The 14257-nt window shown below is 75.6% G+C and carries 8 protein-coding genes; 4 read left to right on the plus strand and 4 right to left on the minus strand.

Translation table 11 applies throughout. The features are described 5' to 3' along the window. Positions 1-27 precede the first annotated feature (27 nt). The gene (locus ACRYR2_RS11590; RefSeq protein WP_432563022.1) at positions 28-1065 is read left to right on the plus strand and encodes a zinc-dependent alcohol dehydrogenase; all 1038 of its coding nucleotides are present in this window, start codon (positions 28-30) and stop codon (positions 1063-1065) included. 52 nt (positions 1066-1117) lie between these two features. Here ACRYR2_RS11590 and ACRYR2_RS11595 read toward each other — a convergent pair whose 3' ends face one another. Next, on the minus strand, positions 1118-5383 hold the full coding sequence (locus ACRYR2_RS11595; protein ID WP_432563023.1) for a SpoIIE family protein phosphatase: 4266 nt from the start codon (positions 5381-5383) through the stop codon (positions 1118-1120). A 416-nt stretch (positions 5384-5799) separates the two neighbouring features. On the opposite strand from ACRYR2_RS11595, the gene ACRYR2_RS11600 reads away from it, so the two are divergent. Continuing rightward, on the plus strand, positions 5800-7548 hold the full coding sequence (locus ACRYR2_RS11600; protein WP_432563024.1) for an ATP-binding protein: 1749 nt from the start codon (positions 5800-5802) through the stop codon (positions 7546-7548). Between the two features lie 78 nt (positions 7549-7626). Here ACRYR2_RS11600 and ACRYR2_RS11605 read toward each other — a convergent pair whose 3' ends face one another. Continuing rightward, on the minus strand, positions 7627-8469 hold the full coding sequence (locus ACRYR2_RS11605) for an MBL fold metallo-hydrolase (RefSeq protein ID WP_432563025.1): 843 nt from the start codon (positions 8467-8469) through the stop codon (positions 7627-7629). 100 nt (positions 8470-8569) lie between these two features. Between ACRYR2_RS11605 and ACRYR2_RS11610 the strand changes: the two genes are divergently transcribed. Further along, the gene (locus ACRYR2_RS11610; protein ID WP_432563026.1) at positions 8570-9199 is read left to right on the plus strand and encodes a TetR family transcriptional regulator; all 630 of its coding nucleotides are present in this window, start codon (positions 8570-8572) and stop codon (positions 9197-9199) included. A gap of 7 nt (positions 9200-9206) precedes the next feature. Here ACRYR2_RS11610 and ACRYR2_RS11615 read toward each other — a convergent pair whose 3' ends face one another. Further along, entirely contained in the window at positions 9207-10562 is a 1356-nt protein-coding gene (locus tag ACRYR2_RS11615; protein ID WP_432563027.1) for a hypothetical protein, read from the minus strand. Further along, positions 10559-11323, minus strand: coding sequence for an ABC transporter ATP-binding protein (locus ACRYR2_RS11620; protein ID WP_432563028.1), 765 nt, complete (start codon positions 11321-11323; stop codon positions 10559-10561). The genes ACRYR2_RS11615 and ACRYR2_RS11620 overlap by 4 nt, the downstream gene beginning before the upstream one ends. 167 nt (positions 11324-11490) lie before the next feature. Between ACRYR2_RS11620 and ACRYR2_RS11625 the strand changes: the two genes are divergently transcribed. After that, positions 11491-14238 carry a helix-turn-helix transcriptional regulator gene (locus ACRYR2_RS11625; protein WP_432563029.1) on the plus strand — a complete coding sequence of 916 codons (2748 nt, stop codon included), beginning with the start codon at positions 11491-11493 and terminating at the stop codon, positions 14236-14238. Positions 14239-14257: the final 19 nt, after the last annotated feature.

A 14257-nucleotide genomic window follows, 5' to 3' on the forward strand; every position in this document is an offset into this window, starting at 1 on the left:
CGGGTGGGCCCGTGTACCGTCCAGCGGGTGATCACCGCCGCCCGAATCGTTGCCCCGCAGCAGATTTCGCTCACCGAGCAGGACGACCATCGACCGGCTCCCGACGGGGTGGTCGTCGATGTTGCCTCCTGCGGGATCTGCGCCACCGACGTCCACGCCTGGGTCGCGGGGCCGGGCCCGCTGCCGTCGGCCGTCTTCGGCCACGAGTGGACCGGGACGGTGTCGGCGGTGGGCGGCGAGGTGGAGGGGGTCCGCGTCGGGCAGCGCGTCGCGGCCGCCGTCGGGCTCCCCTGCGGCCGGTGTGCGCAGTGCCGGGCGGGATTCGCCGATCACTGCGACCTGGTGTTCGCCGAGGCGAACGGCGTCGGCCCGCAGGCAGGCACCCACGGGGGTTTCGCCACCCAGCTGCGCGTGCCGGCGCGACGCGTCCTGGCCATTCCCGACGACCTGCCCGATGAGGCCGCGGCCCTGCTGGAACCCACGGCCGTCACGTTCCACGCCGTGCGCCGGACCGCCCCGGCCCCCGGGGCCGTCGTCGTGGTGCAGGGCGCGGGCCCCATCGGCCTGCTCACGGCCGCGCACGCCCGGGCGACCGGCGCCGGGCGGGTCCTGCTCGCCGATCCCGTCGCCGCCCGCCGCGACTTGGCCCGTGCCGTGGGGTTCGCCGACGTCGCCGACCCGGCTGGCCTGCCGGAGCTGGTGGAGCAGGCCAGCGGTGGGCTGGGGGCCGACGTGCTGTTCGAGTGCACCGGCGTGGCCGACCTGCTGCACCCCTCGACCACGCTGGTGCGCCGGGGCGGGACCCTGTCGCTGCTGGGGTACACCTCCCGGCCCTCGCAGGTGGTCTACGGCGAGTGGCAGTTCCGCGAGCTGCGGGTGGTGTCCTCGCTGGTCTACGGGCACGCCGACGTGCTGGGAGCCTTGCAGGCCCTGCGCTCCGGCGTCGTCCGCGCCGACCTGCTGCACACCGGGACGGTGTCCCTGACCGACCTGCAGGAGACGCTGGAGGTGCTGCGGGCCGGCGGGTCCGGGCACGTGAAGGTGCTGGTGGACCCGCGACGCTGAGCGTCAGCCGTCAGCCGTCAGCCGTCAGCCGTCAGCCGTCAGCCGTCAGCCGTCAGCCGACGACCGCGACGCCGGCGGCGGAGGGCGCGGACGGCGCCGGCATTGAGGTCGACGCCGGCACCGCGCACAGCAGGGCGGCCAGGATGGTGACGTCGTCCTCATCGACCACCCCCGAGACGCGCTCGAGGAGACGGTCGACCAGACCTTCTGGCGTCGTGGCGGGCAGGTCCTGCACCTCGCTGCGTAACGTCTCGGCGGCCGCGCCCACGTCGGTGAGGCGGTTCTCCAGCAGCCCGTCGGTGAACAGCAGCAGCGTGGAGCCGTCGGGCAGGTCGGCGACGTGGTCGCGCCGGTCGGCGGCCGCGTCCACCCCCACGGGCAGCTCGGGTGCCGACCGCAGCGGGTGCACCCGGCCGTCGGGCAGCCGCACCAGCGGGACGGGGTGGCCGGCGTTGGACCAGGTGATGCGGAACCCGCCCTCGTGCGGGGTGATCCGCAGCACCACCACCGTCGCCCCGGCCGGCAGCGAGAGCCGTTCGACCGCCCGGTCCAGCCGGCGCAGCGCCTCGGCCGGGGACGGCTGCTCCAGGGCGTGGCTGCCCAGGACTCCTCGCATCTGCACCGAGGCGGCAGCCACCGCCGGGCCGTGACCGGTGACGTCGCCCACGACCAGCACGCTGGCCCCGTCCTCGGTCGACAGGGCGTCGTACCAGTCGCCGCCGACGTCGTCGCGGAAGCCGCCGACGCCGCTGCCCAGCCCGGCCACCTGCCGGCGGCCGGCCAGCCGCATCCAGGGGGTGGGGGGCAGCTCGAGGGGCACCACGGCCTGCAGCGAGCGCACCAGCGAGCGTCCGCGCGCCACTGCCAGGCACCGGTCCAGCGCGGCCGCCGTGGTGGCCGCGAACTCCTCGAGCGTCTGGCGCAGGTCCGGCGGCAGTTCCCGCTCGGTGTCCCAGCCCAGGACGACGAACCCCACGACCCGGTCGGCCACGACCAGCGGGAGGTCGGCTAGGGCTCGCAGTCCCGCCGAGGCGACGACGCCCTGGACCAGGGCGCACCGGGTGGAGAACGCGCTGAGGTCCTCGTGGAAGTCACCGCGCCCGGCGCGGGCCGGATCCAGGGACGGGGACTCGTGCGCCAGCGACGCCGTGCGCCAGCCGTTCGGGCTGACGTCCACTCCGCCCCCGCGCACCGACCAGTGCCGCAGGACCCGCGGGCGCGAGCCCCGCAGCACGACGCTGGCCAGGGTCGGCTCGAGCTCGCCGACGAGCAGTCGCGTGGCCGCCGAGGCGACCTCGTCGGCGCTGACGGCGGTGGCCATGGCCTCGGCCAGCCGGGTCAGCAGCGGCGCCGTCGGGGCGGTGGACTCGATGGTGACGACGGTCGACGCCGTGATCGGCAGCGGGGTGACGTTCTGGGCGGCAACGGGTTCGGGGGGAGCGCTGAGGGCGTCGCGCAACTGGGCGCGGTGGGTGATGCCCAGTTTGGGGAACACCTTGTACAGGTGCGCGGCGACCGTGCGGTGCGACAGGTAGATCTTGTCGGCGATCTCCTTGTTCGTCATGCCGCTGGCGGCCAGCTGGGCGATCTGCAGTTCCTGCGGTGTGAGGGATTGCGCCGGGTTCTCCCGGTCCCCGGCCGTGGCGCCCGGGGCGACCCCGGCGGCCCGCAGTTCCGCGGTGGCCCGCTGTGCCAGGCCGCGGGCACCGGCGGCGGTGAACGCGGCCAGCGCCGGGGCCAGCAGCTCGCGTGCGTCCAGGATGCGCCGCTGCCGGCGCAGGAACTCCCCGTGCAGCAGGCGGGTGCGTGCCAGTTCCAGCGGAACGCCGCCGGCAGGTCCCCCGGCCGCGCCGTGGACCGCCGCGGCGGTGAACTCCCGTTCGGCGTCCTGTTCACGTCCGGCGGCGGCGTGCATCAGCGCGCGGGCGCGGTGCACCAGACCGAGCAGGTGCGGCACCTGCAGCTGCTGTGCGGTGCGGTCCACCTGCTCGAGGAGTTCGGACGCGGTGGCCGCGGCGGCCGGGTCCCCGACGCGCACGGCCGCCTCGACGACGTCCCCCAGGGCCAGCGCCGCGGTGGCGGTGTGCACGGTCACACCCTGCAGCAGGTGCCAGGCGTCGTCCGGTCGCTGCTGGTCCAGGGCGACCAGACCCTGTGCCCACCGCCGCAGCGCCACGGTGATGGCCAGGTTGGTGCCGCCGGCCAGTTCCACCGACCGCTCCACGGCGGCGAGCGCCGCCACGTGCTCGCCGCGCCAGGCGTGCGCGCGGGCCAGCAGGGCCTCGCCGTAGGCGGCCTGCAGCGGCTGGCCGGCGTCGAACGCCGTGCGGATGCCGAGCTGGAGGTCGGCGACGGCCTCATCGAGCCGGCCGCGCAGGACCCGCAGACCGCCGCGGCCGATGAGGGCGTGCGCCTCGTCACCGGGGGCACCGGCCTCGTGGGCCGCGCGGGCGGCGACCTCCCAGGTGGTCTCGGCCCCCTGCAGGTCGTGGACCACCTCGGCGACGTGGGCCAGCTGGGTCACCGAGTCGGGCTCCTGGGTCAGGGCGTGCCGGGCCAGGGCAGCGAACCGGCCGCGGACACGGTGGCCGTGCCGGTCGGGGTCCAGCGCGGCCAGCGCGAGGTCCTGCAGCGGGTGCCCCGGGGGGACATCAAGCGCGCTCACCGCGGCCTCGATGCGTGCGCGCACGGCGAAGGGCAGCCCGAACCCGTTGGCCTGCACGGCCGCCCGGGTCAGCATCCGCAGCCGTTCGGGGACGGCGGCCGTCCCGTCGGGGCCGCCGAGGCCCTCGCTGAGGGAGACCAGGTCGGCGGGTCCGCGGCCGGGGTGGCCCTGTACCGCACCCAGCACGCTCTCGGTCACCGCCAGCCGGGTCACCACGACGGGGTCCTGCGCCAGCGGCAGGGCGGCGTCCAGAGCCCGCACGGCCTCCAGCGCCAGTCCCGCGCGACGCGCGACCTCGGCGGCCGCGGCCAGCCGGCGGGCGCGTTCGGGCACATCGGGCGACAGTGCCGCGGCTCGCTCCAGCGCGGCGAACGCCTCCTCCGGCGCCCCGTGCAAGACGGCGCGGTGGGCGGTGGCCTCCAGTGCCGCGGCCACCTCCTCATCGGCGGTGTGGGTGCCGGCGGCCAGGTGCCAGACTGCTCTGCCGGCATCCCCGGCCACAGCGGCCAGCGCCCGGTGTGCTGCGGCGCGGTCAGGCATGCTCGCCCCGCCGTAGACCGCCGAGCGCACCAGCGGGTGCCGGAACCGCACGTGCCCGTCGACGACGCTGACCAGGTCGGCGCGCTCGACCGGGTCCAGGTCGGGCACGACCCGGTCGGGTTGGCCCGAGGCCGCGGCCAGCCGGGTCAGCGGCAGGTCGTCGCCGTCGGCGGCGGCCAGCAGCAGCAAGCGTCGGCTGGCGGTAGGCAACCGGTCGACCTCGGCGAGGAAGGCCTGTTCCAGGCGCTGGGTCGTCGGCAGGGTCTGGGCTGGGGCGGGCAGGTGGTCGGTTCCGCCGGCGAGGACGGCGGCGGCCAGCTCACGCAGAGCGAGCGGGTTGCCTCCCGCCTCGCGCAGGATGCGGGCCCGCAGCGCCGGGCGCAGCGTGCCGGCCGTCTGGGCCAGCAGGGCCTCGGCGTCGGCGGTCGCCAGCGGCCGTAGCGGCAGGACGCGCCACGGGGCGCCGCTCGCCGGTGCCTGCCCGCCCGGTGAGGTGCGGGCGGTGGCGACCAGCAGGATCGGGGAGGTCGACAGCCGCCGAGCCACGAAGTTCACGACGTCGGCGCTGGCGGCGTCCAGCCAGTGCAGGTCCTCCACGACGACCAGCAGCGGCGAGAGGGCCGCGGCCTCCTCAAGCAGCCCCAGCGCGGCCAGCCCGATGAGCAACCGGTCAGGAGTTGGGCCGTCCTCGCGCCCGAAGGCTGTCAGCAGCGCCGAGCGCTGCCGCGCCGGCAGCGCCTCGACGTCATCCAGCAGCGGGTGCAGCAGTTCATGCAGCCCGGTGAAGCCGCCGGTGGCGTCGGCCTCGGTTCCGGTGCAGCGCAGCACCCGCACCGGCTCACGGCGCGCGAAGCGCTGGAGCCCGGCGACCAGGGTGCTCTTGCCCAGGCCGGCCTCCCCCTGGAGCAGGACGGCCTGGCCGTGCTGGCGGGCCGAGCGCAGCAGGCGGCGCAGCTCGGCGACCTCGACGTCGCGGCCCACGACCTCGGGCTCAGTAGTCGGCGTCCACCCGGGCAGGCTGAGGTGGGGATCGGGGTGGAACCCGGCGGGGAACCGGGCGCGGTCGAAGGTGGCGCCGGCGGCCGGGACGGTGTCCTCGTGGGTGCTGGTCATGACGGGAACCTCCGGCTCGGGTGGGGTGATGATCGTGTCGGGATCTGCAGGCGTGGTCATCGGTCGGATGACGCAACTGCCCCGCGGAGCCCTTGCGTGGTCCCTTGGTGGTTCTGGAGCGGCCGGGCCCGCCTGGACCGATTGCCGGGCCGGGTCGGCCGGGTCGGCCGGGCCGGCCGGTCGCGGCCGTAGTCATGTTGCGGATACCGGCCCCCACCGCGTGCGGCGAGGCTCGCAGCACGACCGGAGCCGGTCGCCCGTACCGGTGGTGCGCCGGTACCGCGCTGGTGCCGCCTGCCACAAGGAGTTCCGATGCCCGACCTCGTCCCGGCCGCTCGATGGTGACCGGTCTGGACGAACCCCGGGACCCACCCGGCCACCAGCCGGTAGACCAGCCGGCCGACCAGCCGACGCGGGTGGCCCTCCGGATCGCCGCCCTGACGGCGGGCGAGATCGCCGCCCTGCCGGCACCGACCCGCCGCGCGCTGCTGCTCCTGGCGGTGGGCGCGGACTCCCCCCTGGCCGAACTGCTGGCGGCCGCGACCCGGCTGGGACTGGGCCGCGCCAACGTCGACCGGGCCCTGCACCACGCGCTCGTGCAGGTCGACGGCGACCGGGTCGACTTCCGGCACGCCCTGGTACGCGCTCAGGTGCTGGCGGCGTCCACCGGCGCCGATGTCGCCGAGGTGCACCGGGCGCTGGCGGGTGTGACCCGCGATCCGACCCAGGCGGCCTGGCACCGGGCCGCGGTCGCGACCGGACCCGACCAGGACGTGGCCGGGACCCTGGAAGACGTGGCCGCCCGGGCCACCCGCCACGGTGCCCGCGCCGAGGCCGTGCGGGCGCTGCGCCGGGCTGCGGAGCTGTCCGGCATCGACTCCGACCGCGCGCGGTTGCTGGCCCGCGCCGCCGAGACGGCGCGTGAGGCCGGTCAGGTGGCAGCGGCCTGCGACGCGCTGCGGGAGGGGTTCGCGCTGGCTTCGGACCCCGCGGTGGTGCGGGAGCTGGCGGTCACCGAGTGGGTCCTGGGCTACACGACGGGAACGCCCGCGCGGCACACCACCGACGCGCTGGTCGACCTCGCCCTGGGCATGCCCCGCCCGGACCGGTCCTCAGTGCTGTTGGCCGCGGCCGCGCGCACCTGGGTCTTCGAAACCGACGCGGCGGTTCGCGCCCGGGTGGGCGCGGCCCTGGGTCCCGACCCCGGCGCGGATCCCCTGGACGAGGTGGCGCGCCAGACCGCCCGGGCGTTGCTGGATCCGGTCGCCACGGGATCGGGAGCAGGCGCGCTGCTGCGCACCGCACTGCCTGACGTCGTGGCCCGCCGGCCCCGGATCCTGCCCGCCTGCGCCTTCGCCGCCGAGTCCGCGCAAGACCTGGCTACCGCCGCCGCCTACTGGGACGCCGGTGTGGAGGTGTTCCACGCCGAGGGCGCAGTCACCGACGAGTGCCTGGCCCTGGCCGGCCGCGCCGGATCCCTGCTCGCGCGCGGGCGACTGGCCGAGGCCGCCGCGGACGCCGAGGTGGGCTTGCGGAATGCGACCGACCTCGGGCTGCCGCTGCTGGCAGCGCTGAACGCCTCGGCGCTGGCCCGGCTCGGCGCCTGGCGCGGCGAGCGCGCCGCGACCGGGCAGGCGGCGGCGCGCGCTCGCGAACTGTCCGCCGGGGCGCGGTGCCTGGTGGGGCTGGCCCGGACTCGGTGGGCCACCGGGCTGCTCGATCTGCTCGAGGAGCAGCCGGCGGCCGCTTTGCGCCGTCTGCACGGACTTTCGGTGCACCCGACGACTGCGCGTTGGGCGGTCGCCGACCTCGCCGAAGCGGCCGTCGCCGTCGGTGATCTGGCGCAGGCCGAGGCCGCCGTGCTGGAGGCCGACCACGTCGCCCGGGCCACCGGTTCGCTCGCGCTGCAGGCGCTGGTAGACCGGGCTCGGGGATTCCTGGCCGGTGAGACGGCCGCGGCCGGCGCGCACTTCGCGGCCGCCGTCAGCGGCGGCGAACGCGCCGGGAACCCGCTGGAACTGGCCCGCAGCCGCCTGGCGTACGGCCGGTGGCTACGGGCACGGGGCCGCACGCAGCAGGGGCAGGAGGCGCTGGCCCAGGCGGCCGCCGGATTCGAGCGCTGCGGGGCGGTGGGCTGGGCCGCCCGGGCGCGGCACCTGGCGTGATCGCCTGCGCGATCACCTGCGCGATCACCTGCGCGATCACCTGGCCTGATCATCTGGCGTGATCATCTGGCGTGATGGTCAGTTCACGGCCTCGCTCCACGTCCACTCGGGCGTGATGCGCCGGTAGACGGGATCGGCCAGGTGCGCGGCCACGAGCACGGTGCCCTCCCGCGCCGCCTCGGTGAAGACCTGCGCCCGGGTCCGCACGGTCGCCGACCGGTCCATGTCCGTCATGAAGTGCAGGTCCCGGTCGGTCAGCTGGCCGGGGTGCTCTAGGAGGTCGCCAAGGAAGAGCAGTCGCTGGTCCTGCGAGCGCAGTTCGACCATGGCGCTGCCCGGGGTGTGGCCCGGGGCGGGCAGCACCCGGATGCCGGGCAGCACCTCGACGGTCGTTGCGTGGTGCGGGCGCAGCACCCCGGCCGCGTGGGCGGTTTGCATGACCTGCCGGGCGGGATCGTCAGGGGTGGCGGAGGTGATCAGCGCCTCCCAGTCCTCAGCCCCGTGGTGGACGGTGGCCTGCGGGAAGAACGGAACACCGTCGTGCACGACCCAGCCGACGTGGTCGAGGTGCAGGTGGGTGAGCAGGACCGCGTCGATGTCCGCGGGATCGACCCCGGCCTCTTGCAGCGACCGGGGCAGCTGACCGGAGGTCATCAGGTGCGTGGGCGGATCCACGAGTTCCTGGGCGAGCTCGGCGGGAAAAGGCAGCGAGCGGTCCCCGGCGCCGGCATCGACCAGGACGGTGCCGTCCGGCCCGCGGACCAGGAAGGCACCGATGTGGATGGGGACGGTGCCGGTGGCATCCAGGAGGTGGGGGTAGCGGCCGAAGTCAGCACCGGGGTAGGCCGAGGGGGGTAGGTGGGCGGCGCCGTCTGGGATCGCGGTGACCTCGAAGGCGCCCAGGGTGAACAAGGGGAGCACGGACTCAAAAACTGTCATACACTGACACTAACGCAGTGAATGACACGATGTCACTGGCTGATTTTGCGGCGCTGGCTGACGACTGCCGTAGGCTGCCGCCATGCGTGAGGTGACAGCCGCCAAGGGAGTCCGCGAACGGACACGCGAGGCGATCCGGCGCGAACTGTCGGCCGCGGCGATGCGGTCCTTCCAGGAGGTCGGGTTCAGCGCCACCACCGTCGAGGCGATCGCCGCGACCGTCGGCGTCTCTGGGCGCACGTTCTTCCGGTACTTCGCCTCCAAGGAGGACGCCGTCCTGCAACCGGTCGAGGGCCTGGGGCAGGAAGCCGCCCGGCGGCTGGCCGAGCGCCCGCCCGGGGAGACTCCGCTGCAAGCGCTGCGCGCCGCGATGCAGGTCGCCGTGGACGGTGTGCGAGACGATGAGGAACTCGTGCGCACGGTCATGACGCTCAACCGCTCCATCCCCGAACTGCGCCGGCGCCACCTGCAGAAGCAGGACGAGTGGATCGCCCACCTGGCCGACGCCTTGGCGGCCCGCCTGGGCCTACCGGCGGGCTCACCGGGCACGCGCCTGCCCTGCGCGATCGTCCTGGCCGCTTGGGAGGAAGCGCTGGTGCGCTGCGCCGAGGACGACCGCTTCGACCGGGCCGGTCAGCGGCTGGATGAAGCCCTGGCCACGGCCGCGGACTTTCTGCGCTCTGAACCGCTACCGCCCCGGCCGGGGCGCTGAGCGTCGGCTACTGCGCCGCCAGCACCCGCACCGGGTCCCGGCGCACCGCCCGCAGCGTCGGGGCGAGGGTGGCGAGCAGCATCGTCACCGCCGCCAGCCCCGCGGTGACCGCGACCGCGGGCACCCCCAGCACCGGCCGCACCCCCGGGTCCAGCGGGAAGACCGCCCACCAGGCCACCATGGCGGTGAGCAGTACCCCGGCCCCGCCCAGCAGCGTGCCGGTCACCACGTGTACGAGGGCCTCATATGCCGCGGCCAGCAGCACCGTTGCCGGGCTCGCCCCGGCCGCCAGCAGCAGCGCGGTCTGGCGGTCACGGATCCGCCCGGCGGTGTAGACGCTGGCCGCCGCGCCGACGGCAGCCAGCAACAGGGGCCCGCCCAGCAGCAGGACCACCGACCGCGACGACGGTCCGCCGCTCAGCCCCTCGGCTCGCGCCACCGTGCCCGTCGCGGCGAACAGGCTGCCGGTCAATGCGACCGCCAGCGCCAGCGGCGCGCTGACGGCGCTGCTGCGCCCAGCGCCGTGCACGGCCGCGGCGCAGGCCAGGAACCACGCGGGCGACCAGCGGGCCGGGACCAGCGCCGTCCAGGCGCGCCGCAGGGGCCCATCGATCAGCGGTCCGAGCGCCACCAGCACCCCGGCGACCAGCGGTCCCACCAGCAGCAGCGGGGTGCCGACGTCGAGCGAGCGGGCGACCCGCCCCGGCAGGCCCCAGACCACGCTGAGCAGCATCAGGAGCAGGGCCAGTGCGAGCGCCCAGCGCAGCGGCCCGGTCCGCGGGGCAGGCGGGTCGGGGGTGCGCAGCAGCTGCACGACCTCGGTGCGCGCGGCCGCGCCCGCGGCCCGCCAGCCGCCCACCACGACCAACACCAGGACCACCGCGACGACCACGCCGGCCGCGCCCGCGCCGCCGGCGTGCACCCGCACACCGGTCAGCCCGTCGGTCCCGGCCAGGGTCCAGCCGACGACGGCCGGCACCAGGGGCCGGGCGAGCAGGACCCCGGCCAGCGCGCCGACGCCCCCGGCCAGCAGCAGCTGGGCCAGCACAACCCGGCGCACCGTGGCGGGGCTCAGGCCGACGACCTGCCACAGCGCGTGCTCGCGGCGGCGCACCCCCACCGTCAGGCCCGCCACGGGGGCCAGGACCGCGACGGCGGCTACCACGGTGAAGGCGATCACGGTGCCGCTCAGGCCGTACAGCGCCAGCCCGGCCGTGCCGGGCACCGCGCCGGCGGTCACCACCAGCGCCGCGGCCGGCGATCCCACGACGGCCGTGGTCCCGGCGACCACCGCGACCCCGGCCGACCCACGCGGATCAACGACGACGTCGCCGACGACCAGGCGCAGCAGGGCCCGGCTCACCGGCCGCCGCCGCCGGCGGTGACCGCCTGCAGGACCGCCGTCGGGGTGGGCGCCAGCAGCTCACGGTGGATAGCGCCATCGCGCAGGACCAGGACCCGGTCCGCCGTGGCGGCGGCCTGCAAGTCGTGCGTGACCATGACCACCGCCCGGTTTGCCCCGGCCGCCGAGCGCAACAGCGACAAGACCTGCGCACCGGCGGCGCTGTCCAGCGCGCCGGTCGGCTCGTCGGCGAAGACGAGGTCGCGATCGACCGCCAGCGCCCGCGCCACTGCGACCCGCTGCTGCTGACCACCCGACAACGCCGCCGGTCGCGCCCGCGCCCGGGAAGACAGGCCCACGTGGGCAAGGGCGCGGTCGACGTCCTCATCGCGCACCCGGCGCCGGGCCAGCCGGGCCGGCAGCGCCACGTTGTCCCAGGCCGTGAGCGAGGAGATGAGGTTGTAGGACTGGAAGACGAAACCCACCCGCTCCCGGCGCAGCCGGGCCAGGGCCGAGCGCCCCAGCTCCTCCAGCCGGGTCCCACCGATCTGGACCGACCCGCTCGTGGGCCGTTCCAGCCCGGACAGGCAGTGCAGCAACGTCGACTTGCCCGAACCGCTCGGTCCGACGATCGCAAGCAGCTCACCGGCGAAGACCTGCAAGGACACCCCATCCACCACGCGACCGGCGCCGGGGTACTCCTTCGACACGTCGTGGGCCACCAGGACCGCCCGCGTACGGGCGCTCAGGGAGGCCGGGAGGGCACCAGGATGCGCTGTCACGTCGGGGAGGCTAGGAGCCGCGATGGTGCGCGGGGTATCCGCAAGTCGACTGCCGCGCAGGCAGGCCGCAGGTGCCCGCAGGTACCCGCAGGCTGGCTTCCAAGCCGGTCGGCACCGCTTACGATCAACCGTCGGTGGTCGGACTCGAAAGATCGGGGACCTCGGGGATGTTTCCGGTCCCAGACCGTACTGCGCTGCCCCTGGTGGGCCGGGACGCGCAGTGGGCGCAGCTGCAGGCGGCGTTGGCGGCCGCCCGTGAGGGCGCCGGTGCTGGTGTGCTGGTTCAAGGTGAGGCCGGCATCGGCAAGACGACCCTCGTCACGACCCTCACCGCAGCGGCCACCGCGGCCGGTTTCGCGGTGCTGCAGTGCCGCGGTGTGCGCGGTGCGGGCACCGGGTTCGCCGGTCTGCACGAGCTGCTGCATCCCGTGCTGGACCGGATCGAGGCCCTGCCCCCTCGGCAGCGGGCGACGCTGGAGGTGGTCTTCGGCATCGCCGATGGCACCCCGGGCGATCGCCTCCTGCTGACGCTGGCCACCGTGGGCCTGCTGGAGGAAGTCACCCAGGACGGACCGGTGCTGCTGGTCGTGGAGGACCTGCACTGGCTGGACCGCTCGACCGCCGAGATCGTGACGTACCTGCCCGCGCGCGTGCATCACCTGCCCGTGCTCTTGGTGGTCACCACCCGCCCCGATCAACCCGACTTCGAGGGGCCGCCGACCGACGGCGCGTTCCCCGCGGTGCTGCCCCTGGGCCCGCTCGAGGCCGACGAGGCCCGGATGCTGGTCGCCGCGACCGCGCCGGGCCTTCCCACCGACCAGCGCGACCGCGTCCTGCAGGAGGCCTTCGGCAACCCGCTGGCCCTGACCGAGCTGGCCACCTCACAAACCCGCTCGACCTGGAGCACGGCCCTGCGGGACCGGCTGCCCGTGAGTCGGCGGCTGGAGCAGGCCTTCCTTGGTGACGTCGAGGGGCTCCCGGCCGGCACCCGCACCGCGCTGCTCGTCGCGGCGGCCGGACAAGACGCCTCCCGCCAGGAGGTCTTGGAGGCGCTGCACGCGCTCGACCTGAGCGCGCAGGACCTCGGCCCGGCCGAACGCGCCCGGCTGATCGACTCCAGCGGGGACCGGTATGAGTTCCGCCATCCGCTCATCGGGTCCGCGCTCTACGACGCGGCCGGCACCCTCGCCCGCTCGCAGGCGCACGGCACCTTGGCCACGGTCATCCGCGACCCCGCACGCGCAGTCCTGCACCGCGCGGCAGCCACGATGGGCTGGAACGCCGACGTGGCCGCCGAACTGGCCACCGTCGCCGACCAGGCCTCCCGGCGCGGGGCCAAGGCGGAAGCCGCCACGGCGTGGCGCCAGGCCGCGGCGCTGACCCCCGACCACGACGAGCGGGCCGGATACCTGGCCTCGGCCGCCGAGACCGCCCGCCAGTCCGGCGCCTCCGCCGAGGCGGCGGCACTGCTGGCCGAGGCGCGCGCGATCACCGCCGCCGACCAGCACGCCACGATCCGCCGCTGCGCCCGGACCGACTGGATCCTCAGCATGACCGCCGACCACCGGGGCCGCAGCACTCTGGAACTGCTCGAACTGGCCGCCGCGGTGCCCCATACCCGGGACCGGCTGGAAATGCTCGTGTGGGCCGCGACCAAGTGTCACGTGCTGGCCGAACCCGACACCGTGCGCGCCGCGGTGCACCAGGCCCTGCTCAGCTCCCCGCCGGTGCCGGGCAGTGCGCTGCAGGCGGTCGGGCTGGCACTGGTCGTACCGGGCACCCGACTGGAGCAGGCGAGCTTCGACCGCTTCCGCGCCGAGGCACCCGACGTGGACGGCATCCTGCTCAACGCGCTGGCCTTCTCCGCCGAGGAGGCCGGGAACCTCACGACGGCCGAACTGTGCTGGACAGCCGGCGTGGAGCTGCACCACGACAGCGCGCGCACCAGCGACGAGGTCATCGCCCTGTGCGGGCGGGCCACCCCCCGCGCCGGGCGCGGTGACCTCGTCGGAGCACTGGCCGACGCCGAGCAGGCCCACCGCCTCGGACTCGAGCTCGGGCTGCCGGTTGTGGCGGCGATGGCCTCCTCGGTCACCGCCCGGGCCCGGGCCTGGCGCGGAGAGCGCGACCGGGCGGTGCGCGCTCTGGAGGCCACCCGGGCCCTGCCCGGGGCCACGACCTTCGCCCGGGTCGCCGCCAGCACCGCCTGGGCCGCCGGCGTCGTGGCCTTGCTGGACGGTCGGCACGCCGACGCCCTGGCCGACCTGGCACAGACCGACCTCAACGGACCGGTCGCCTTGTGGGCCGGCGCCGACCTGGCCGAGCCGGCGGCACGCACCGGCCGACCCGAGCTCGTACACGAGTGGGCCCGAACGGCGTCGGCAGTTGCGCGCTCGGGCGGCTCGGCGCACCTGGCCCTGCTCATCGAACGCTCCCTGGCCCTGGTCGCCGACGACACCGAAGCCGAGCCGCACTTCGAGCAGGCCCTGGCACACGGCCGCGACGCCGGCGCGGAGTTCGACCTGGCCAGAACCCGGTTGCACTACGGCGAGTGGCTGCGTCGCAGCCGTCGCATCACCGAAGCCCGCGAACAGTTATCCGCCGCGTTAGGAGTCTTCGAGGGCTGCGCCGCGCTGCCGCTGGCCGAGCGAGCCCGCACGGAGCTGCGCGCCGCCGGAGCGAGTGTCTCCACCAACGCCGACCAGGCCGAAAAGACGGTGCGATCGCTGACCGCACAGGAACTGCTCGTGGCCCGGCTCGCCGCCCAGGGTTTGTCCAACAAGGAGATCGCCGACCAGGTGTACCTGTCCCACCGGACGGTGGGATCGCACCTGTCGCACGCCTTCGCCAAGCTTCAGGTGAGCCGGCGCTCCCAGCTGGCCGCGGCCCTCGGCTCCGAACTCGTCGGCCGCTGAAGCGGAAAGGACCCCGCCG

Source organism: Kineococcus deserti (genome assembly GCF_050871945.1).
In the GTDB taxonomy this organism is placed as follows: domain Bacteria; phylum Actinomycetota; class Actinomycetes; order Actinomycetales; family Kineococcaceae; genus Kineococcus.

Coding starts and splice junctions, on each gene's coding strand:
- ACRYR2_RS11595 (WP_432563023.1), bottom strand. CDS start 5,383: ATGACCAGCACCCACGAGGACACCGTCCCGGCCGCCGGCGCCACCTTC.
- ACRYR2_RS11625 (WP_432563029.1), top strand. CDS start 11,491: ATGTTTCCGGTCCCAGACCGTACTGCGCTGCCCCTGGTGGGCCGGGAC.
- ACRYR2_RS11610 (WP_432563026.1), top strand. CDS start 8,570: ATGCGTGAGGTGACAGCCGCCAAGGGAGTCCGCGAACGGACACGCGAG.